The organism is Pedobacter sp. SL55, assembly GCF_026625705.1.
In the GTDB taxonomy this organism is placed as follows: Bacteria; Bacteroidota; Bacteroidia; order Sphingobacteriales; family Sphingobacteriaceae; genus Pedobacter.
Genome location: NZ_CP113059.1, coordinates 867,164 through 889,003, shown reverse-complemented (window position 1 = coordinate 889,003; position 21,840 = coordinate 867,164). Strand labels below are relative to the sequence as shown.

At 38.4% G+C, this 21,840-nt stretch carries 22 protein-coding genes; 16 read left to right on the top strand and 6 right to left on the bottom strand.

From position 1 onward, the window contains the following. The first annotated feature begins 59 nt into the window (after positions 1-59). Positions 60-302: a hypothetical protein gene (locus OVA16_RS03920; protein WP_267763623.1), complete on the top strand. Its 243-nt coding sequence runs from the start codon at positions 60-62 to the stop codon at positions 300-302. Then, complete coding sequence (locus OVA16_RS03915) at positions 299-700, top strand: thiol-disulfide oxidoreductase DCC family protein (protein WP_267763622.1); 402 nt, start codon at positions 299-301, stop codon at positions 698-700. Before OVA16_RS03920 ends, OVA16_RS03915 begins: the two co-directional genes overlap by 4 nt. On the opposite strand, the gene OVA16_RS03910 is transcribed toward OVA16_RS03915, so the two are convergent. The 4 genes from OVA16_RS03910 to dcd form a co-directional block, all read right to left on the bottom strand. Next, a complete protein-coding gene (locus OVA16_RS03910) occupies positions 697-1,572 on the bottom strand; it encodes an SDR family oxidoreductase (protein ID WP_267763621.1) in 876 nt (291 codons plus the stop codon). The two genes, OVA16_RS03915 and OVA16_RS03910, sit on opposite strands and share 4 nt — an antisense overlap. A gap of 66 nt (positions 1,573-1,638) precedes the next feature. Continuing rightward, positions 1,639-2,415, bottom strand: coding sequence for an enoyl-CoA hydratase/isomerase family protein (locus OVA16_RS03905; RefSeq protein WP_267763620.1), 777 nt, complete (start codon positions 2,413-2,415; stop codon positions 1,639-1,641). Between the two features lie 96 nt (positions 2,416-2,511). Continuing rightward, positions 2,512-5,262, bottom strand: coding sequence for a TonB-dependent receptor plug domain-containing protein (locus OVA16_RS03900; RefSeq protein WP_267763619.1), 2,751 nt, complete (start codon positions 5,260-5,262; stop codon positions 2,512-2,514). Positions 5,263-5,392: 130 nt separating this feature from the next. Continuing rightward, a complete protein-coding gene (dcd, locus tag OVA16_RS03895) occupies positions 5,393-5,929 on the bottom strand; it encodes a dCTP deaminase (RefSeq protein ID WP_267763618.1) in 537 nt (178 codons plus the stop codon). Positions 5,930-6,099: 170 nt separating this feature from the next. Here dcd and OVA16_RS03890 point away from each other — a divergent pair, with 170 nt between their 5' ends. The 6 genes from OVA16_RS03890 to OVA16_RS03865 all read left to right on the top strand — a co-directional run bounded on the left by OVA16_RS03890 (position 6,100) and on the right by OVA16_RS03865 (position 10,089). Then, the gene (locus OVA16_RS03890) at positions 6,100-6,747 is read left to right on the top strand and encodes a 4'-phosphopantetheinyl transferase family protein (RefSeq protein WP_267763617.1); all 648 of its coding nucleotides are present in this window, start codon (positions 6,100-6,102) and stop codon (positions 6,745-6,747) included. A gap of 96 nt (positions 6,748-6,843) precedes the next feature. Continuing rightward, positions 6,844-7,539 (top strand): lipoyl(octanoyl) transferase LipB, encoded by a 696-nt coding sequence (gene lipB, locus OVA16_RS03885; protein WP_267763616.1) that lies wholly within the window; start codon positions 6,844-6,846, stop codon positions 7,537-7,539. Between the two features lie 72 nt (positions 7,540-7,611). Next, positions 7,612-8,550 (top strand): carboxypeptidase-like regulatory domain-containing protein, encoded by a 939-nt coding sequence (locus OVA16_RS03880; RefSeq protein WP_267763615.1) that lies wholly within the window; start codon positions 7,612-7,614, stop codon positions 8,548-8,550. Positions 8,551-8,654: 104 nt separating this feature from the next. Beyond that, positions 8,655-9,125 (top strand): DUF5684 domain-containing protein, encoded by a 471-nt coding sequence (locus OVA16_RS03875; RefSeq protein ID WP_267763614.1) that lies wholly within the window; start codon positions 8,655-8,657, stop codon positions 9,123-9,125. A 36-nt stretch (positions 9,126-9,161) separates the two neighbouring features. Further along, positions 9,162-9,467 (top strand): DUF2752 domain-containing protein, encoded by a 306-nt coding sequence (locus OVA16_RS03870; protein ID WP_267763613.1) that lies wholly within the window; start codon positions 9,162-9,164, stop codon positions 9,465-9,467. A 10-nt stretch (positions 9,468-9,477) separates the two neighbouring features. Continuing rightward, positions 9,478-10,089, top strand: a complete 612-nt coding sequence (locus tag OVA16_RS03865; RefSeq protein ID WP_267763612.1) for an SGNH/GDSL hydrolase family protein — start codon at positions 9,478-9,480, stop codon at positions 10,087-10,089. Here the strand turns inward: OVA16_RS03865 and OVA16_RS03860 are convergent. Continuing rightward, positions 10,086-10,826, bottom strand: a complete 741-nt coding sequence (locus OVA16_RS03860; protein WP_267763611.1) for an RDD family protein — start codon at positions 10,824-10,826, stop codon at positions 10,086-10,088. The genes OVA16_RS03865 and OVA16_RS03860 overlap by 4 nt on opposite strands. A gap of 247 nt (positions 10,827-11,073) precedes the next feature. Between OVA16_RS03860 and OVA16_RS03855 the strand changes: the two genes are divergently transcribed. The 6 genes from OVA16_RS03855 (at position 11,074) to OVA16_RS03830 (ending at position 17,198) form a co-directional block, all read left to right on the top strand. Then, on the top strand, positions 11,074-12,036 hold the full coding sequence (locus tag OVA16_RS03855; RefSeq protein ID WP_267763610.1) for a stage II sporulation protein M: 963 nt from the start codon (positions 11,074-11,076) through the stop codon (positions 12,034-12,036). Further along, positions 12,033-12,905 carry a hypothetical protein gene (locus OVA16_RS03850; RefSeq protein ID WP_267763609.1) on the top strand — a complete coding sequence of 291 codons (873 nt, stop codon included), beginning with the start codon at positions 12,033-12,035 and terminating at the stop codon, positions 12,903-12,905. The genes OVA16_RS03855 and OVA16_RS03850 overlap by 4 nt, the downstream gene beginning before the upstream one ends. A gap of 1 nt (position 12,906) precedes the next feature. After that, the gene (locus OVA16_RS03845; protein ID WP_267763608.1) at positions 12,907-13,659 is read left to right on the top strand and encodes a DUF4129 domain-containing protein; all 753 of its coding nucleotides are present in this window, start codon (positions 12,907-12,909) and stop codon (positions 13,657-13,659) included. Next, entirely contained in the window at positions 13,656-14,846 is a 1,191-nt protein-coding gene (locus OVA16_RS03840; RefSeq protein WP_267763606.1) for a DUF4350 domain-containing protein, read from the top strand. The genes OVA16_RS03845 and OVA16_RS03840 overlap by 4 nt, the downstream gene beginning before the upstream one ends. Positions 14,847-14,968: 122 nt before the next feature. Beyond that, the gene (locus OVA16_RS03835; protein ID WP_267763605.1) at positions 14,969-15,946 is read left to right on the top strand and encodes an AAA family ATPase; all 978 of its coding nucleotides are present in this window, start codon (positions 14,969-14,971) and stop codon (positions 15,944-15,946) included. 106 nt (positions 15,947-16,052) lie between these two features. Beyond that, a complete protein-coding gene (locus OVA16_RS03830; protein ID WP_324288511.1) occupies positions 16,053-17,198 on the top strand; it encodes a DUF58 domain-containing protein in 1,146 nt (381 codons plus the stop codon). Positions 17,199-17,482: 284 nt separating this feature from the next. Here the strand turns inward: OVA16_RS03830 and mfd are convergent, their stop codons facing one another. Then, complete coding sequence (gene mfd, locus OVA16_RS03825) at positions 17,483-20,812, bottom strand: transcription-repair coupling factor (protein WP_267763604.1); 3,330 nt, start codon at positions 20,810-20,812, stop codon at positions 17,483-17,485. 237 nt (positions 20,813-21,049) lie between these two features. Here mfd and OVA16_RS03820 point away from each other — a divergent pair, with 237 nt between their 5' ends. Beyond that, positions 21,050-21,355, top strand: coding sequence for a DUF2752 domain-containing protein (locus OVA16_RS03820; protein WP_267763603.1), 306 nt, complete (start codon positions 21,050-21,052; stop codon positions 21,353-21,355). Between the two features lie 2 nt (positions 21,356-21,357). Next, positions 21,358-21,717, top strand: coding sequence for a TM2 domain-containing protein (locus OVA16_RS03815; RefSeq protein WP_267763602.1), 360 nt, complete (start codon positions 21,358-21,360; stop codon positions 21,715-21,717). Positions 21,718-21,840 lie beyond the last annotated feature (123 nt).

The window sequence follows — 21,840 nt, the reverse complement described above, 5'->3', positions numbered from 1 at the left end:
AAAATCATTATCTTAACTTATTGAAATAGAAAAAAAATATCAGCTTAACCTATTGTCCTATGGAAAAGATTAAAAGAAATTATATCGGTATTACATTGTTATGCGTATCGTTTATACTGGCTTTCGTTGATTTAAATAGCTCGTTAATTAGCAGTTTTCTGGGTAGTTTAGCTTTTGTGTACACAAATCAAATCACAGCATACATTGCCACTGTAGAGAAAAAGTATGCGGAAAAACAAGCGGTCTATGATGAAGTAGAAAGGCATAATAATACAATTTTTAGCAAGCGTGATAACGAATGATGAAAGCACAGCCTATTGTCTTTTTTGATGGAGTTTGTAACCTGTGCAACGGGGCAGTTCAATTTATCATTAAGTATGATAAGTTAAGTATTTTCAAATTTGCTTCTCTACAAAGTGACGTTGCGGAAATAATGTTGAGCCCTTACGGCTTAGATGTTAGCGAGTTTAACAGTATTGTGTTGCTTCAAAATGGTAAGGTGTATGATAAATCATCAGCCGTATTGCACATTGCAAGACAATTGAGATACTTTAGTCCTCTCTATTTTTTAATTTTTATCCCAAAATTTGCCAGAGATTGGGCTTATAATCTTGTTGCTAGAAATCGATACAAGGTCTGGGGCAAACAAGAAACTTGTATGTTGCCGTCGGGTTCTTTAAAAGCTAGGTTTATCAACTAACTCCCCTTAGCTCCCCTAGTCATTTGCTCTAACATATCCCACATTTCATTAGGTATTGCTTCTAAACCGTTCATTTGGCCGGCACCTTGCAACCACTCGCCACCGTCAATGGTAATTACCTCGCCGTTAATGTAATTAGAAAAATCGCTAACTAAAAAGGCAGACAGGTTAGCTAATTCTTGATGGTCGCCTACACGTTTCAGCGGCACACGGTTTTTGAAATCGAATTTCTCTGCTAAATCGCCAGGCAATAATCTATCCCACGCACCTTTGGTAGGGAATGGACCTGGTGCAATGGCGTTGGTTCTAATTCCGTATTTACCCCACTCTACGGCCAAAGAACGTGTTAAAGCCAATACGCCACCTTTGGCACAAGCCGAGGGCACTACATAACCAGAACCTGTAAAAGCATAAGTAGTTACGATATTGAGTACGCTTGCTGGTTGCTTTTCCTTAATCCAATGTTTGCCGAAAGCCAAAGTACAGTTTACGGTTCCTTTTAGTACAATATCGATAATACTAGAAAAGGCATTTGCCGACAAACGCTCGGTAGGAGAAATGAAGTTGCCTGCTGCGTTGTTCACCAATACATCAACACTGCCAAATTTCGCTAAGGTTTCTGCGAGCACATTTTCAACTTGAGCATTATCCCTTACATCACACTGTACAGCTAAAACTTTACCGCCAGTAGCGGCTTCCATTTCCTCGGCTGTTTTTTGCAGCACATCTAACTTCCTGCTGGTAATTACCAAATTGGCACCTAGTTGTAAGAAGTAAGTGCCCATCGCTTTGCCTAAGCCTGTTCCGCCGCCTGTAACTACAATAGTTTTGCCTTTTAAAGCATCATCTTTTAACATGGGTTGGTTGTACATAAGATTTGAGTATTAACCCCCAGCCCCTAAAGGGGAGTTTGGAGAATAGTTTAAAAATTCAGTTGGTTAAGCCCCTTTAGGGGTTTGGGGTTTTAGGCTTTCTATCAACGACTTTAATATAGCCCTTGTACTTGGCGACCACCACTGCTTCAGCATGATTTCTAGGTCTTTGCTTTGGTCGGCGCTGGTTGTGACAATAAGCTCTTTACGTAGGTTCAGTTTACTTTGTTGCCAAGTGTTAGTTTCAAAAGCCATGTATTTTCTCACTTTCCTTTCGGCGGCAGTCATGATACTTTCGGGTTTTACCAGTTCATCTACCAAACCAACAGCAAGAGCTTCTTCTGGAGAAAATAATTTGCCTGCTAATAAATTACGGTAAGCGTTGGCTTTTCCCAGCCAAAAAGAATATAAACTAAAAATGCTATTTGGAACGATAATCCCAACAGGTACTTCATTTAAACCAATGATGTATTTTCCCTCAGCCATTACCCTAGCATCGCAAGCTAAGGCAATAACACAACCACCCGCTGGGCTGTGACCATTAATGGCCGCTACCAAAGGTTTTTTAAATGCAGTAATTTTTGCAGTGAAGTTGAGGAACAAATGCCAAAAGCTCTTGGCTTCTTCTTCGTTGTAATGATAAAGTTCAATTAAATCTAAACCTGCCGAAAAGAAATTTTCTCTTCCGGTAATGATTACGCCGCCAATGTTGTCATCGTTTTCAATGTTGTGAAGCATATCGCTTAATTCGGTAACCATTTCTCGGTTAAGCGAGTTAGATTTTCCGCGGTTTAAAGTGATGATGGCAAGTTTATCTTTTACAGATGTGGAAATGGTATTCATACCTCTTAGCTTTACAATTTAGTTTTTATAAAGCTAAGAGGTTTAAATTTATTATGCAAGCATAAAATAAATGACCTGTTGTAACGCTCTCTTATTTTACTTCGTAAGTGAGTACTTTTTTCTTGCCAAGCTGCCATTCACATCAATACCTTCTACTACTATTCTGTAAACTCCAGGTACATCGGTATTAAAATAGCTAATTTTCGCTTTGCCAGCGGCATCGCTTACCATTTGCGGCTCCCAAAAAACGGTAGTTCTCAAATCTGGTCTGCTATCTGGTTTAACATCGTATTTTGGCGAGTAAAATTCTCTTACACCGGCATATCCTTTTGGTATGTAGTTAATTAAACCAGGAGTGTAGTTGTTTACGCTTCTTGGGCCATCGCCACGTTTGGTGTTAATAATGAGTACGCCCGAGCCACCACGAATACCATAAATTGCCGTAGTAGCGGCGTTTTTAAGCACTTCTACCGTTTCTATGTCTTGCACTACAATGTCATCCAAATTAAAACTGTCTCCATCCATCATCATTCCGTCTACGTTAATAGACATTGGCGTTTGGCTGTTACGGGCAAAGGCTTGTCCATCTCTAATCTGAACACCCGCAATACGACCTTGCAAATACTGAGATAAAGAAAAAGCGGTTTCTAAATCTTTTGCTGTGATTACCGCATCGGCATTGCCAGCCCCTGCTAAGTTGGCCGAGTTATAGGTAGGTTTCTTTTTTTCAACAATGTTTACCTGATCTAGTAAAATAGTTCTGTTAAGTAAACCTCGTTTAGTTTGGTCATCGAAATATTTGCTGCTTTGTTGTAAATAATCAGCTAAGGCTTGGTTTACGTTTACTTCGATATCTCCAGTGTTTGGATTTTTATTGGTTACCTGTCCGGGTACTACATCCATTACAATGTCTACAAACTTTCTATCCTTATCGGTACGGGCTTGTACCACAAATTTGGTGCTGTCTAAAAACTCAATTTTATCGAAGTTAAAACGGCCTTTATCATCGGTTAGGGTATCTGTCATGAAAAATCCGCCAGAGAAAGATACCAACGAAACCTTGCCTTTTGCTACTGGTTTGCCACCTTTGGTTACCGTCCCGCTAATTTGCAGTCTTTTCTCGGCAGGAAACTTTGCCACAGCTTCAGTTCCATCGGTCACTTGTTTCCAGTCAATTTTTCTCCAACCTTGGGTCAGTAGCAAATTGTCTAAATCAAATCTGGTATCTCTATCGTTTTTAAGGAAATAATGGTTTGGTTTTTCTACATAACCAACCAAATCAGAGGTCAATAATAATTTAGTGAGGATATTTGTCTCGTTTTCTGGATCGGGTTTTACGGCCGCTGTATTGGTTACTGCTACAGAAAAACTACCCTGTATAGGTTTGCCTTGGTTGGTTGTAGCTAGCGATAGATCTACTTTTGCTCGCTTTCCGTAAGATGGTTTTAAATTTTCGGGCTGTACGTCAATTTTGTCATGTACATTGTTTACAAAAACAATGCGCTCGTTTAATGGAACAAATGTTGAGGATAAAAGTGAGATCTGAATAATGCCAGATGGTAAGCTATCTTTTGGAACAGTTAGCGACACAACTTGTTTGGCCGAGCTAACTTTGGTAGAGAAAAATACAATACCGTTATGTTGGGCAATTAAATTGTACTCTTCTTTATTTAGTAAATCTGGAGATAAATAAACTTTGATAGACATTTTGGTGCTATCTAAGTTGCTTACCGAGAGTACCCTGCCACTTTTGTCGGCAACAGGTAGTGAAATGGTTTTTTGAGTGCCGTCTGCAAAAGTTAGATTGGCTTTGTAGGTTTGTCCGCTTGCCGGATTAAGGAAAAACGAACCCATTCCCAGTTTGTTTGTCTCAAATTTAGAGATTTCAGTTCCATCACTACTTACAATTACCCCAGTAGTAGGTTCTCCTAGTCCGCTGCTGTTTACCGATTTAATAGCTACTTTATTAGGTAAGTTCTCTACCAGTTTCCCTCCCTCTGGAAACAGCTGTACGTCTACCTCTTTGGAGGTAGTTTTTAGCGGTATTTCTTTGCTAACTACCTGTTTGTTAGGTAAAGTAATATTGGCTGTAATATGCCCGCTTTTTAAAGCTTCTGGTTGTTTATTGGTTGCCGTGATGGTAATTTCGCCTTGTGCATTGGTTACTCCCTTTCCACGTTCTATGGTCTTATTTCCTAATCTAACTTCAAAATTTACAGGTGCATTGGCATAGGCCATGTCCTGCTTATCGGTAAATTGTATGGTGGTGGTAACTTTTTGTTGGTTGTTTTCGGTGCTTAATACATTGTTAGATTTGGTAAAAACCTTGTTTGCCCATGCGTTGCCAATTTTAATGGTTTTGTCGAAATAAAACTCGGGCCCTGCATTACGCATCCATTGGGTATAAGCTCTAACGCGGTAATTGCCCTCGCTCAACGAGTCGGTTAACTTAAAATCTCCCCAAGTAATGCCACTTTTCATAGGGAGTTTCAATTGTTTAGCTACCGAGTCTTTTTCGGTAATTAGTTCTACGTATAGCAAACCGCTAATGCTAGAAGGTAGGCCTGTTTTTGCATTTATAGTGTAGGCTTTAAACCAAATGTCATCGCCTATGGCATAGTAAGGTTTGTCTAAGTGCAGGTACACTTTTTCTTGTGCTTGCTTACTTGTGGTTTCGTCTAGTTTTTTGGTAAAGCTGCTTAAATTGGCATCTTGTGCTTGCAGCAAAAAAGAGTTTAACGTAATTAAAAATAGGGTTCCAAGCGTAGAGAGCGTTGCTGACAAAGAGCGTTGAGAGTGTGTAGAGAGCGTTGAGAGCGTTGGATACGCTATGAGTTTAGTTTTCATGTATAATAATTTGATTTACCCTGTTTAAATACCTTCTTAATTTATTGGCATTGATAATGTTAAGTTACGAAAAAGCTAGGCTTAATAACTAGACTATAGACTATCATTTTAGTTACAAGGTTCAAAACATTTAAAAATTGTTTTTCCACATCATACTTTCTACTGGGCGAGTGGTTTTGTTATTGTATTTGGCGTTATCTTTGGTGTTGTACATTTTATCAATATTACCTTCTACCACAAAATAAATAAGTTGCCCAATGGGCATGCCTGCATAAATTTTTACCGGCTGTACGCAAGAAATTTCCAAAGTCCAAGTGTTGCAAAAACCTACATCGCCTTTACCTGCAGTGGCATGAATATCAATACCTAAACGTCCTGTACTGCTTTTTCCCTCTAAAAAAGGCACATGGCCATGGGTTTCGGTATACTCTACGGTTACACCTAGGTACAAAGTGCCCGGCTGCAAAACAAAACCTTCTTTCGGAATTTCGAAATGTTCTATCTTGTTGTGGCTTTTGGCGTCTAACACTCGGTCTTTATAAGTAGCCAAATACTTGCCCAAATGCACATCGTAAGAGTTGGTGCCTAAACATTCTGGCTTAAAAGGTTCTATAATGATGGTGCCTTTGTCAATTTCCTCAAGTATCCGTTTGTCCGATAATATCATTTTTAAATTTTTTGGACTAAATTAGGACAAAATAAGCAAAGGGCAAAGGGCGAGTTGATAGCGTTTGGTTGTTTAATTTAAGGCAGCAAGTATTTGTATAGGTTGAGATTTATTGTTTAATACGCTGTGCTAAAATTTCCTTACTTTTGTATTGATTTTCTAAATAGAGGATGCCTGTAGTTTTTGATTTAAAAATTGATGAACATACCGAACTTGCGGTGTGGAAAATAGAGGAAAGCCACGAAAGCTTAATGGCAGGCTTGCAACTTAGGCAACATGAGTTAGACGTTATTGCCTCTTTTAAAAGCGAAAAACGGGCTTTGCAATGGTTAAGTACACGTTTGCTGCTAAGAACCATGCTCAATACCAAAGAATATATTGATTGTAAAATGGATGATCATGGCAAGCCCTATTTGGTTAATTACGATTACCATATCTCGCTAAGCCACTCTTATGACTATGCCGCTGTAATGATTAGCCGCAACGCCCAAAAAAAAGTGGGATTGGATATGGAAATGATCAAACATAAAATCAAGTTGGTAAGGCATAAATTCCTTTCGGATGTTGAGCTTTCGCAAAAGCAAATTGGCGATAACATTAATGGTTTGTACGTTTGTTGGTGTGCCAAAGAGGCTATTTACAAATGGCACGGCAAAAAAGAGCTGGAATTTAAAAGAGATATCCATATCAAACCATTTAAACTTAGAGATGAAGGCGACCTAATGGCTGCAGTAGCATTGCCCGAAGGTACTAGAGAACTCGAAGTAAATTATTTTAAAACTGACGACGGTTACATGTTGGGCTACGTGATTGGCTAGGCATTGAATGAATTTTGGATGAGTAAATGACAGAATGAGTAAATAAGACGTAATATCATCGGGCTTTCGGACAGCGGACTTTTCTGACTTAAAAAAATGAACAAAAAAGTAAAATATATAGATTGGGGTTTAACTGATTATCAAGAAGCTTGGGATAAACAGGAGGCTGTTTTTAATGAAACCGTGGCGCTAAAAACCAAGAACAGGACAGAGAACACTGAGCTGGAAATACCTAACTATTTGATTTTTAATGAGCATCCGCATGTGTATACCTTGGGTAAAAGCGGTAAGCCAGAAAATTTATTGTTAGATGAGCAGGGATTAAAAGACAAAGCTGCTACTTACTATAAAATTAATCGCGGAGGCGACATCACTTACCATGGACCGGGGCAAATTGTGGGCTATCCAATTTTAGATCTGGATAATTTCTTTACCGATATTCATCTTTACCTACGAACTTTAGAGGAAGCGGTAATACTTACCTTGGCTGATTATGGGATCAAAGCTGGTCGCTACGAAGGTTTTACTGGCGTATGGCTAGATGCAGACAATGAAAAAGCCCGTAAAATTTGTGCTATGGGTGTACGTTGCAGTAGGTGGGTAACCATGCATGGCTTTGCATTTAATGTAAACGTAGATTTAGCTTATTTCAAAAATATTGTGCCTTGCGGTATTGATGATAAAGATGTAACCTCTATGCAGCGGGAGCTTGGCAGAGCATTAGATATGGAGGAAGTGAAAACAAAGCTGAAAGGCCATATTGCAAAACTTTTTGGTATGGAGCTGATTTAACAACCAAATAAGCTCTAAGAGCAAATCGCTTCGCTTGAAATTATTATCTTGCGTTATAATCTATTAACGTAAATGAAAATTCTTTTAACCCTATTTTTACTTCCTCTTTGTGTCTTCGCTCAAATTAAAATTGAAGGAAAGGTTGTTGATGCCGTAACCAAACAACCAATTCCCTATGTAAACATAGAAAGCTTTAAGTACAAAATGGGTACGCAGAGCAACCAAGATGGATTGTTTATTCTTGAACTCCCACAAGGGAAATCATCGGATACGATAAAAATTTCTTGTGTTGGGTATCATGATAAATATTTAACTGACATTCAATCTTCAAACGAGCTGTTGGTCGAGCTTAAAACTTCAATTATAGCCTTAGAAGAAGTTATCATCAGAAAAGGAAAGTCTATTTTGAAGGAGGTTGGAGTTTTAGAAAAAACAGGGAGAAATTTGGCTTATTTTAATCAAATGCTGAAAAAGGGCGGCTTTCAGCACGCTGTTTTGATGAAAGGCTTAGAGGGTAAAACAGCAAAGTTAAAACAAGTACATTTTTTTATTGGAAAGGAAGCCTACAAAGCCCCATTTAGGGTGCGTATTTACGAAAATTTGAGTGGCCAACCTGGCAAAGATTTGCTAAGCAAGAGCTTAGAACTTTTTGCTTATCAAAAAAATAACTGGAATGCTTTTGATGTTTCGCAATATCATCTTGAGGTTCCTGAAAAAGGAATTTGGGTAGCAATTGAATGGATCGCTAATGAGAACTATGAGATGAAAAGTAGGCCTTTGGTACGATTTGATAAAGATGGAAAACCATATCAAGATAAATCTACCATTTTTACTTACTATGGACCAGAGATCGCTTACCAAATAGATTCTAAATATGGACTAACTTATAGCAAATCACTAGGTGAAAAATGGTATCAAAAACGTGCAGGCAGAAAGCCACAAGATGGTGACATGAAAAAACTTGGTTTTTCAGACATACTAGCAAAAGCCACCATCGAAGTTATAGAATAAGACAATCTTAAAAGTGCTAAGAAAAATTTACAGCTAAGGTTTTGATTTTTAGGCTTTAATTTTATCTTTACTTAAAGAATTAAAATTTTAAACTAAAACAAATTATGGACTATTCATCTGATTACTCTTCTGAAGGTGCAGGTATCTTGGCAGGACTTGGTATCGGCTTCTTTATCTTCTTTTTTGGCTTCTTTATCCTAATGATTGCTAGTATGTGGAAGACATTTGAAAAAGCGGGTCAGCCTGGCTGGGCTTGTCTTATACCCATTTATAGCACTTACATTATGATTAAAATTGTAGGAAAACCTGATATCTGGTTATTATGGTGCTTAATTCCATGCGTTAATTTTGTGTTTGGCATTTGGCTAACTAATCTAATCAGCAAAAGCTTTGGCAAAGATGAAGGGTTTACCGTTGGGCTAATATTACTTTCATTTATCTTTTGGCCAATTTTAGGCTTTGGCAGTGCAAAATATTTGGGGCCATCTGCAGCAGAAGCGCAACAAGGTCGTTTCGGCAACGGCTTCGGTAATCCAAACGACCCATTTAATCAGCAAAACCCAAATCAGTTTTAATAGGTGCTGGTTTTACATATTCAAAAAATATCCGCTTTGCTAATTTTAAGTAGAGCGGATATTTTTTTGTTGCCCTGTCCATTCAAATATTTGTTTGGTTTCGATTGTCCCGGCTGTGGCTTTCAACGTTCGGTATTGGCTTTGTTCAATGGAGATTTTGTGCATAGCTTTCAGTTGTACCCGCCAACGGTTCCGTTTCTGTTGAGTTTTATTGCCGGAGTTGGCACTTGGCTATTCAAATTTGATCAAAATGCGAAATGGCTTAAGGTAATGTATTTTTTTACAGGTTTTGTAATGGTGGTAAGCTATCTTTACAAAATGCTGTTTCAGCACATTCATTAAAGTTTTTACTATGGCAAAACCACTTTCTTACTTAGCATTAGGCGATTCGTACACCATTGGCGAGGCTGTTGAACCATCAGAATCTTTTCCGTACCAGCTGGTTGAGCTCCTAAAAGCTAAAGCTATTCAATTCGAAAACCCCAAGGTAATTGCCAAAACTGGTTGGACAACCGATGAACTGCGTCACGCCATACAGCAAGAGCAAATCACAGAAACCTTTGACTTAGTTACTTTGCTCATTGGTGTAAACAACCAGTACCGCGGCTATTCGCAAGACACCTACCGCAAAGAATTTACCGAGCTTTTAGCAACTGCCATCAGCTTTGCTGGCGGAGATAAAAATAAAGTTTATGTAATTTCTATTCCCGATTGGGGCGTTACAGAATTTGCAAAAAACAGTGGTAGAGACTTAAAAACGATAAGTAAAGAGATTGATGCTTTTAATGAAATTAACAGGCAGGAAACCGAAGCTAGCCATGTGACTTACGTAGATATCACACCAATCTCTCGCCAAGCGGTTAAAAAACCAAACCTTATTGCAGGCGATGGTTTACATCCTTCTGGTAAGATGTACGCAGAATGGACTAAACTAATTGCGGAAAAAATCATAGAGAAACGTTAAACCGCCCTAGAAGTTAAATAAATATAATCTGAAGAAACGGTTTTTAAGAACTGCATTTCATTCATCCCCTCTGGGATATTTACGCCCAAATGTGCTGAAACTTTTGCAGCCATTTGATAGATGAGCTGTGTGTTATAGGTGGTGTAATAGGTGCGCACCACCTCGTGAATAAGTTCAATGTCATGGTCGCTCAGCATCATCGCATTGTCGAAAATAGGTGTGTAGTCTTCGTCTTCTACCGGATGAAAAGCGATATGTTCAATTTTAGTAGCAGGAACGGTTCTAATCAACGTAGTGCCGGCAACAATATCGCCAATGCGCTGTTTTTTTTCGGAAACGGCAACGCTAATGAAACCCAATAGATTGGCTGTAAGCGTAAAATCGGCTATTCTAAAAACCCAACGTATAAAATACTGTCCAATACTGGCTCTTCCGCCGTCTAGGCTTACTACTTTTATTTTCAATAGCTTTTTGCCTAGGCTTTGTCCGTTAAATGCCACTTCGCAAAGCAAATCGTAAAACACATAGCAAATCCCAAATACAATGATCAAAATTACAGTAGCACTATTGTTAAAGCGATTTTCTAATTCGGTAATTGCGAAGGCAATAAGCGCAAAGAAATAAATGACCAAGAACATAGCGAAGTCGATAAGATAGGCGGCTACACGCTCGCCCAAACCAGCTACGGGATAATCTATTTCTACGTGTTGACTAGTGTTAATTTTGATGGTTTCCATTAACCAAATATAATTTTTTTAGCCACAGATGCACAAATGATAGATAAAATATTTCTGCTTATTGCACTCATGTATATCAATGGAAGTTTTATTTGCCATATTGATTAGGATTTAGCACAACTTATGGTATTGATTAAAATCTTTGCATCTGTAGCTAAATTTTTTAAAACTTGACGTTGTTTTTTATGGTAGCTAACATTTTTTGTTTTATTTTAACAGAAAATATCTCTCGCAATACATCAAATAAATGAAAGAAGCGCTCTTTGTAAAACAAAATGCCGAAAAATGGAAGCACTACGAGACGCTAAAAACCGACAGTCCCGATGAGCTTGCCCAACGTTTTGTAGAAATTACTAACGATTTGGCTTATGCAAAAACTTTCTACCCAAAGTCTAAAACTACAGCATATCTTAATGGTTTGGCTGCTGTATTTCATCAGGCCATTTATAAAAACAAAAAGGAAGAAAAAGGCCGGTTTTTTAGTTATTGGAAGTATGAGCTGCCGATGCTGTTTTATACCTATCGCAAACAAATTCTTTACTCGTTCATTTTCTTTGCGCTAGCGGTAAGTATTGGTGTGTTGTCTGCCAAGTACGACGATCGTTTTGTTCGCTTAATTTTGGGCGACCGCTATGTAAACATGACCAACGAAAATATTGCCAAAGGCGATCCGTTTGGGGTATACAAAAGCGAGAGTGAATTTGCCATGTTTTTTAAAATTGCGGCCAACAACACCTGGGTTTCTTTTGTGATGTTCGTTAGTGGGGTTTTGTTCTCTATAGGCCCTGTTTTTTACCTAGTGCGCAATGGCATTATGCTGGGAGCTTTCGAGTATTACTTCTTTAGCAAAGGCTTGGGTGCCAAGTCTATCCTAGTTATATGGATCCACGGAACTTTAGAAATTCTTTCTATTGTGGTTGTGGGTGGTGCAGGCTTGGTATTGGGGCACGGACTACTTTTCCCTAAAACCTATACCCGTTTACAGGCTTTTAAACGTAGTGGAAAAGATGCCACTAAAATAGCCATAGGCATTATCCCCATTATTTTATTGGCTGCATTTGTAGAAGGCTTTTTAACTAGGCATACTGGCATGCCCATTTGGTTAAGCATTTTTATATTAGCATCATCGCTAACGTTTATGGTTTGGTATGTAGTGATTTACCCGTATCAGTTATTTAGAAAAACCTCGGCTCAAGAAAAATTATCATGAAAGAAAATATACAATTTAAACAAATTAGAGATTTTGAAGGCGTAATTTCTGGAACGCTACTCTTCATTAAACAGAATATTAAAGCGCTGCTTAAAACGTTTTTCTCACTTTGTGGCGTGTTTATTTTAGGAGGCGTACTTTCTAGTGTTTTTATGCAGTGGCATATTTTAGATTCGAGTAGTGGTTATGCTTATGGTGGTAGCGTGCTTAGTAGTGTGTTTGGTTGGCGTTATTGGTTTACCATGTTGTTCTCCATCCTTAACTACACAGCCATGGTTGTGTCTATCCTTAGTTTTATAAGTTTATACATTGCTAAAGGTAATGTAGCGCCAACATTAGAAGAAGTATGGAGCTACTTTAAATATTATTTTTTTAGGGTATTTTGGAGCGGTTTTTTAATCTATATCCTTTGGATTATCTGCACCATGCTATGCCTTATTCCCGGAATTTATGTTACCCCAGCATTTTCTATCTTTTTTGCCGTAATGGTTTTAGAAAATGCTGATTTTGGGAATGCTTTTAGTAGGTCATTTGCTTTGGTTAAACAAAACTGGTGGTTAACTTTTGCTACTTTGTTGGTAATAGGCATCATTACCGCGGTTTGCATGTCTGTGGTGTATGCGCCTTCGTATATACTCATGATGGTCAGTACCTTTTCTGGTACAGATCTGCAGCTGCTAAAGGGCTATCATGTACTTACTTCAATCTCTATTTATATCGCTCAAGTATTTGCTATTATTCCATTGGTAGCCATTGCATTTATTTATTTTAGCTTGGCCGAAAGAAAAGAAAGCCAAGGTTTAATGGAAAGAATTGAAGGATTTGGAAATACACAAGCCCCAGTAGTACATCCAGACGAAGATTATTAATATGCGGATACTGCTCTTAGTTGTTTTATTGCTTTTTGCTATTGATTTGCAGGCTCGGCAAGTGGCTAAGCCAATGCTAAGCAAACCTAAAGATTCGGTGGCGCTAAAACTTGATAGTAGCAAAACTCAAGTTAAACAATTTGATAACGAAACTATCCAAAAATATAAATCGCAAAAAGAATTTCAATATGGCGATGAAGAACCTAAAAACCTAAGCTGGTGGGATAGGTTGTGGCGAGCTTTTTGGAAATGGATCGATAGGTTGTTTGGAGAAAGAGAAACAACTTCGGGGCCTTCTATTTGGCCTAAAGTATTAAAGTATGTAACCATAGGCATTTGCATTGGTCTTATTATTTTTGCTGTTTTTAAACTTGTTGGGGTAAATTTTAAATGGTTTACGGGTAGATCTAAAACGGTAGATGTACCGTATGACGAGCATTTAGAAAACATCCACGAGATTAGTTTTGAAGACGAGATTGCCAACACCCTACAAAATGGAAATTACCGATTGGCCGTTCGCCTGCTGTACTTGCAAACCTTAAAACATTTAAGTGATAGAGAAATTATAGATTGGCTGCCCAATAAAACCAATTTAGAATATGTGAAAGAGATGCAGGGCCAAAACGGGCAAGATACATTTGCCAGCCTAACTTACCAGTTCGAATACATTTGGTACGGCGATTTCCAGATAGATAAGTTGGCATTTGGTCAAATACAGCAGTCCTTTCAGCAATTTAATACCTTATTAAGATGAGCGGATTGAGAAGATATTTTATTTTTGGCGGCTTGCTATTGGTGCTTTATATTGTTGCGCAGTACACCAAGCCTGCAGAAATAAATTGGAGCCCCACTTATTTGCCCGAGGATAAAAATCCCTTTGGTACGTATATTTTACGCCAGCACGTTCAAGATGTTTTTCCCAAAGCAGAGCAAAAAGTCTACAAAACCGATATTTATAATACGCTTAAAACATCTCCAAAGGGAAGTTCAAACTATTTTATCATTGCATCAACCCTAAATGTAGAAAATCTTGACTTTGCTGCCATGCGTAAATATATGGAAGCAGGCAACCACATTTTTATTGCCGCTTTTCAAATGGATGGTGCATTGGCAGATTCGCTAAAAATAACACTAGGATCAGATTTCGATTTTCAGAATAAAACAAAATATCCTATCAACTTCACATCTCCGCATCTAAAACGGGAGATGGATTATTATTTCGAAAAAGGAATTGCTGCTCAATACTTTAGTGGTTTAGATACGGCCAAGGCATTAGTTTTGGGGAGGAAATATGATGTTAAGCCAAATCTAATCCAATATCGTTTTGGTAAGGGCAGCTTGTTGCTTTGTCCAAACCCGCAATTATTTACCAACTATAGCTTGCTAAACGAAAATGGCGCAGATTATGTAGCAAAGCTGCTTTCTTACTTGCCACCAGCTAAAGCCATTATTTGGGATGAGCATTATATGCGACCAGCGGCAGATGAACAATCGGTGTTTAGGGTTTTATTTGGATACGATGAATTGCGTTGGGCATATTATTTGGCCTTGCTTGGCTTGTTGATTTTTGTGCTGTACGAAATGAAACGCAGACAACGCATTATTCCTCTGTTAGATCCGTTAACAAACAGTTTGGTAGAATTTGCCCAAACTATTGGGAGGGTATATTATCAGCAGCGTAACCATCATGATATCATCGAAAAGAAAATCAATTATTTTTTGGAGTATGTAAGAAATAAGTATCGCTTAAAAACTACTGATTTAGATCAGGAATTTAAAGAAACCTTAGTAAAAATTACAGGAATTGATGCCGCACTAATTGAGCAGTTGGTAGGATACATTAATTCATTTAACAGGTTGGATGAACAAGCAAAAATCGATGATCAATATTTGATTGATTTCAATAAACTAATAGAGCAATTTTATAAACTAGATAGGTAATGGTTTAATCGTCATTTCGCACCGAAATACAATGAAGGGAGAAATCTAGCTCAAGAAAAGATCTCTCCTATTGTCGAGATGACGGCAAATAGCCTAAACAAAAACGAAAAGAAATTATAAACATGGAACAAGAAATGTTTAACCAGCGTACCGATTTAAGTGAGCTTAACCAAGCGGTAGAGCAAATTAGGCAGCAATTAAGTAAAATAATTGTAGGCCAAACGGCAACCATTGATTTATTGATTGCTGGCCTGCTAGCCAATGGGCACCTATTGTTAGAAGGAGTGCCTGGCGTAGCTAAAACGTTAAGTGCAAAATTAGTTGCCAAAAGCATTGCAGCCACGTTTTCACGAATACAATTTACGCCAGATTTAATGCCTTCTGATGTGTTAGGTGCCGCAGTTTTTAGTCCTAAAACTGCGGAATTTCAGTTTAGGCAAGGGCCAATATTTGGTAACATCATCTTGGTAGATGAAATTAACCGAGCACCAGCAAAAACACAATCTGCTTTGTTCGAAGCCATGGAAGAACGCCAGGTTACTGTAGATGGAGCCACTTACAAATTAGAAGAGCCTTTTATGGTGTTGGCTACACAAAATCCGATAGAGCAAGAGGGAACTTACCGTTTGCCAGAAGCGCAATTGGATCGTTTTCTGTTCAAGGTAGAAATTAAATATCCATCGTTAGAAGAGGAGATAGAGATTTTAACACAGCAGCACCAGCAAAATACACAACTTCAATTAGAAGAAATTAAGCCAATATTAGATGTCGCACAAATTATAGCATTAAGGGCTACCATAAAAGCGTTATTTGTAGAACCAAAATTGTTGGCCTATGTCGCACAAATTGTTCACGAAACTCGCCAAAACAAAGCTTTGTATTTGGGTGCCTCGCCAAGAGCTTCTTTAGCTTTAGTGAATAGTGCAAAGGCAATTGCAGCAATGGCAGGTAGAGATTTCGTAACACCAGACGATATCATTAAAGTAGCTACGCCGGTGTTGGCGCACAGAGTGATGCTAAGTCCAGAAAAAGAAATGGAAGGGTTAACAACTTCGGATATTATTTCACAAATTATTAAGAAAATAGAGGTGCCGAGGTAGGCTCTCTCGTCATTGCGAGGCACGAAGCAATCTGACAACTAAAGTTAGTTATTTAGTCACGCTTTAAGATTGCTTCGTGCCTCGCAATGACGGGAAAATGAAATAAATGAAAAAACTATTTAGAAAATTCTATACCAACCTGTTTCTCGAAAACAGACTTTTCATAGCTCTGGGCATTTGCTCGGCCTTGTTTCTTTTTGCCTTTTTTTTACCCATTTTAGGCGATATCCCGTACATCGCCTTTGGGGTGTTTGTTTTGTTGGTTTTAACAGATGTTTACCTTCTTCATTCGTCTAAAAAAGCCGTGTTTCTACGAAGAGATGTGCCCGAACGTTTAAGCAATGGCGACGACAATGAACTGAAAATCTATTTGGAGAACTTTTATCCTTTCGAGGTTTCAGTGGGGATCATCGATGAAATTCCGTTTCAGTTTCAAAAACGTGATTTGTGGTTTAACATTACACTGAAATCGCAGGAGCAAAAAATCATCAATTACTTTTTAAGGCCAACTAAACGTGGAGAATACGATTTCGGTTTTACCCGGTTATTTGTGAAATCTCCTTTGGGTTTAGTAAGCAGAAGATTTAATATCGCTGGTGCAGGAATGGTGCCTGTGTACCCCTCGTTTCTGAAATTGAGAGAGTATGAGCTAATGGCAATTTCTAACCGCTTAATAGATGTTGGCATTAAAAAAATCAGAAGGGTTGGCCATAGCATGGAGTTCGACCAAGTGAAAAACTACGTAGCTGGCGATGATTTTAGAACCATCAACTGGAAAGCTACTGCTCGCAGGTCTGATTTGATGGTAAACACCTACACCGAAGAGCGTTCGCAGCATATCTATTGTGTGATAGATAAATCGAGGGCAATGAAAATGCCTTTTGAGGGGATGAGTTTGTTAGATTATGCCATCAACGCCAGTTTAATTTTATCAAGCGTAGCTTTAATTAAGCAAGATAAAGCGGGGCTGATTACCATTGCCGAAAAAACTAAGAATGTGGTGCTGGCAGACCGCAGGCCCATGCAGCTCAATAAGATAATGGAAGTACTCTACAAAGAAAAAACCGGCTACCTCGAAACCGATATGGAAGCGCTTTTTGTGAGTTTACGTTCGGCGCTAAAGCAACGTAGTTTGGTGGTTTTCTTTACCAACTTCGAAAGCATGTCGGCGTTAGAACGCCAGTTGCCTTATTTAAAGCGTATTGCCAAATACCATTTGTTATTGGTCGTTTTTTTGAGAATACTACGTTAAGAACCCTAAGTACCGATGATGCAAAAGACGTAGAAGGTATTTACATTAAAACCATTGCCGAGAAATTTGCCTACGAAAAACGTTTAATGGTTAAAGAATTGACTAAACATGGAATTTTGAGCTTGCTTACAGCTCCGCAAAATTTAACCGTTAATGTGGTAAATAGATATTTGGCGATAAAGGCGAGGCAACAGATATAACCCCTAAATCCCCTAAAGGGGATTTTTAATGCAGGCTGTTTATTTGTAATAAGCCATAAGTTCCCCCTTTAGGGGGCTAGGGGGTTATATCATTTCCAACATTTCTACCGCCTCGTCTATATTCCCAATATTATCGAAAGAAATACGCAAACTATCTTTTACCTCTTTTAAATTACACAAACGTGGGTGTAACTGCGCAAAAGCCAGCACACGGTTAAACGTTTCCGAATCGAAAAATTTTGACTGCTTATCGCTCACAAAATAACCTCTCAGTACATTCTTCTTGTAGCTTACTTTTTCAAATCCCAATTTTTTAGCAATCCATTGTAGGCGAACTACTTTGAGCATGGCTAACACTTGTGGAGGTACTGGGCCAAAGCGGTCTTTCATGCGTTTTTCGAAAACAGTAATTTGTTGTTCGGTTTCTAGCTTAGAAATCTCTGTGTATAAATTATAGCGCTCGGTAATGTTAGTCACATAGCTATCCGGAATGTGCATTTCCACATCGGTATCTACCTGCGTAAAACTCACATAAGGGCGTTCGGGTTGGTCTTTAAACAAGTCCTTAAACTCATCATCTTTCAGTTCCTGTATGGCTTCATCCAAAATCTTATTGTACATTTCAAAGCCAATTTCGGCAATAAATCCACTTTGTTCGCCACCTAAAAGGTTTCCACTACCACGTATATCCAAATCACGCATAGCGATGTTGAAACCGCTGCCTAAATCAGAAAACTCTTCTATGGCGCTTAAACGTTTACGGGCCTCATCGGTTAGGGTAGATAAAGGCAAACTCAGTAAATAACAAAAAGCCTTTTTATTAGAGCGCCCTACGCGGCCACGCATTTGGTGTAAATCGCTTAAGCCAAACATGTGCGCATGGTTAATGATAATGGTGTTGGCATTGGGTACATCCAAACCAGTTTCAATGATGGTGGTTGCTACCAAAACATCGGTTTCTCCGTTAATGAAGTCCAGCATCACATCCTCTAAAGCATCTCCTTCCAGCTGTCCGTGGGCAATGCCAATGCGTGCTTTAGGCACTAAGGCCTGTATCAGCCCTGCTAATTGTTTTAAGTCTTGTACACGGTTATGCACAAAGAAAACCTGACCACCCCTGTCTAATTCAAACTGAACTGCTTCTTGCAAAAGCTTATCGTTAAATACATGCAACTCGGTGGTTACTGGTTGCCGGTTTGGAGGAGGTGTGTTAATGATCGACAAATCCCTAGCGCCCATTAAAGAGAAATGTAAAGTTCGAGGAATTGGCGTTGCTGTTAGTGTTAAAGTATCAATACTTACACGCAAAGCACGTAATTTTTCTTTAGCTGCAACTCCAAATTTCTGCTCTTCGTCAATCACCATTAAGCCTAAATCTTTAAACTTCACATCCTTGCTTAATAAGCGATGCGTACCGATGATGATATCGATTTTACCTTGCGCCAATTTTTCTAAACTTTCTTTGATTTGCTTGCTGGTTTTAAAACGATTGATGTAATCTACTGTACAAGGAAAATCCTTCAATCTAGAAGAAAAAGTTTTGAAATGTTGTAGCGCCAAAATGGTAGTAGGAACCAATACTGCCACTTGTTTGCCATTGGCAACTGCTTTAAAAGCTGCACGTAAGGCCACTTCCGTTTTACCAAAGCCCACATCGCCGCAAACCAAGCGATCCATCGGATGTGGCGCTTCCATGTCACGTTTTACGTCGGTAGTGGCTTTCATTTGATCTGGCGTGTCTTCGTAAATAAAAGAAGCTTCCAGCTCGGTATCTAAATAGCTATCGGGAGCAAAAGCTGTTCCCACTTGCGCCTTACGCATGGCATAAAGCTTAATCAAGTCGCGGGCTATGTCTTTAACTTTTTTTAGTGCTTTTTTTAGCTTGTCCCAAGCTTCCGTCCCAAGCTTGTTCATTTTGGGCGGTGTGCCATCTTTGCCGCTGTATTTCGCAATGCGATTTAGGGAGTTGATGTTTACATAAAGCAAATCGTTATCGGCATAAACCAAACGGATCATTTCCTGCATTTTGCCGTTGGTTTCTACTTTTTCTAATCCTGCGTATTTACCAATACCATGGTCAATGTGCGTTACAAAATCGCCAGGTTTTAAATCTCTTAGTTCTTTTAAGGTAATGGCTTGGCTGCGCTGATAGCCTTTTTTGAGTTGATATTTATAGAAACGGTCAAAAATTTGATGATCGGTGTAAAAAGCAACTTTTTGAGTAGCATCTACAAATCCCTCGCGTAATGGAACGTGTATGGGGATAAACTTTACGGTTTTATCAATATCATCTAAAATGGCATACAAACGTTCTATTTGTTTGGCCGAATTGCTAAATATAAAATTATTGATGCCCTGCTTTTCGTTTTCCTTAAAATTGTGGATTAAGAGGTTGAAATCTTTATTAAATGATGGTTGTGGCTTCGTATCAAAGTTAATAACATCATCAGTTTGATAGAAAAACTGTTTGCCGAACTCTACTAATGTAAAATCGTGGAACAAGTCTCCTAGCATTTTTTCGTCTGTAAAAGCAAATTTTGGATCTAGCCAATTTGGATTGGCCTGCTTTTCAGCTGCGGATAATGCTTTCCAAAGTTCGTTGGCTTTTTTGTAGCCAGATTTTACGATATCTAAGGTAAAAGCAACATCTTTAAACCAAAGCTGGGTATCTTTTTCAATATAATCTAACAGGCTAATGTTGTTTTCGGTAAGGAATTTAGCCTGCACGTTGGGTACAATGGTTAAGTTTTTTACGTCATCTACCGAAAGTTGGCTCTCGATCTCAAAAGTGCGAATGCTCTCTACCTCGTCGCCAAAAAACTCAATACGATAAGGCAAGTCGTGAGAGAAAGAAAAAATATCTACAATACCACCACGAATGGAAAACTGACCAGGTTCGTAAACAAATTCAGAGCGTTCAAAATCGTACTCGAACAAAAATTCGTTAATAAAATCGATACCTAGGCTCGCACCAACGTTAATTTCTAAGGTGTTTTTTTCTAATACGCTACGGTCAATTACCTTTTCTGCTAAAGCTTCGGGGTAGGTTACTACAATTTGGCCATACTCGCTTTGGTGGTTTAGTTCGTTTAGCACTTCGGCACGGGCTAATACGTTTGCCGTATCTACCTGTGTAAACTCAAAAGGCTTACGAAACGAAGATGGGAACAGCAATATTTCTTTGCCTAAAATACTTTCTAGGTCTGAAGAAAAATAAGCAGCCTCTTCTCTATTGGGTAGTACAAAAAGTTGTGGTTTGTGCTGCAAAAAGTAGGTGGTAAGCGCAATTACAGCATCAGAAGAACCCACCAATCCCTTAATTTGCGTTTTGCTCTTACTGTTGTTCAGCGATTTTGCAATGGCTAAAACTCTGGGGTCGGTTTTAAATCTATTAATTAAATCTCTAACGTTCACTATTCAAAGATACGTAGTTGGGGCGAATAATTATTTGCCCGTACTAGAATATATTTGTTAGGTAATGTCGTTTTAAGAATATTGCATTATCCCATCATTTTCATCCTAATAATTAAATACTGATAACTGCAAACTGCCCATTGGTCGGTTTTTATTTCCCGTTGGTCGAATACGCTTTAAAACAAGTAACAATAACCCTAATATTGTTACTAATTAATAAACAACAAAGAAAACTTGATGAGTAAAGTTGGAAAATATGTAGAGATAGTTTTTTGGGTTTTGGCGCTAACGTTATTGGCCTCCGCTAATCCTCACGAGCATCATTTCACTTTATGTCCGCTAGCAAATCTAGGTTTCGAGTGGTGTCCGGGATGTGGTTTGGGTAGATCAATAACGGCCATCTTTAATGCTGATTTTCATGCAAGTTTTAGGCATCATTGGTTTGGCGTTCCGGCCCTGCTCATTATCCTTTACCGCATTTATCAGTTGGGTAAACAATTAATTAACAAACAAAAAAAATATTTAAAATATAAGGAGATTTAGTCATGTTCGATCAAAATTTTATGTCATTGCCAGGAATTAGCCCTCAAGAATATTCTTACTTACAATCTGCAACACAAGGCTTAAATGAGCAACAGCTGCGTACTTTCTTAATGATTTATGCAGGCAAGAGAAAAAATCCATCAGATATTCTTTTAATGTGTTTAATTGGCTTTCTTGGTTTTGCAGGTATACACCGTTTCGTAGTTGGACAAATTGGTATGGGTATTTTATATATGCTAACCTGCGGTTTATGTTTTATTGGTACCATTGTAGATTTAATCAATCATAAGCAGTTAACCTTTGAGCACAATCAACGCATGGTTTTCGAAAGTATGCAAATGGTAAAAATGACCAATTTTTAATATTCAAATACGCACAAATATCAAATCCCTATGGTTGTAAAACCGTCGGGATTTTTTTTTAGCCCCTCTAAATCTCCCCTAAGGGGAGACTTTCAAACATGAAATCAAATTTTGCAATTACTT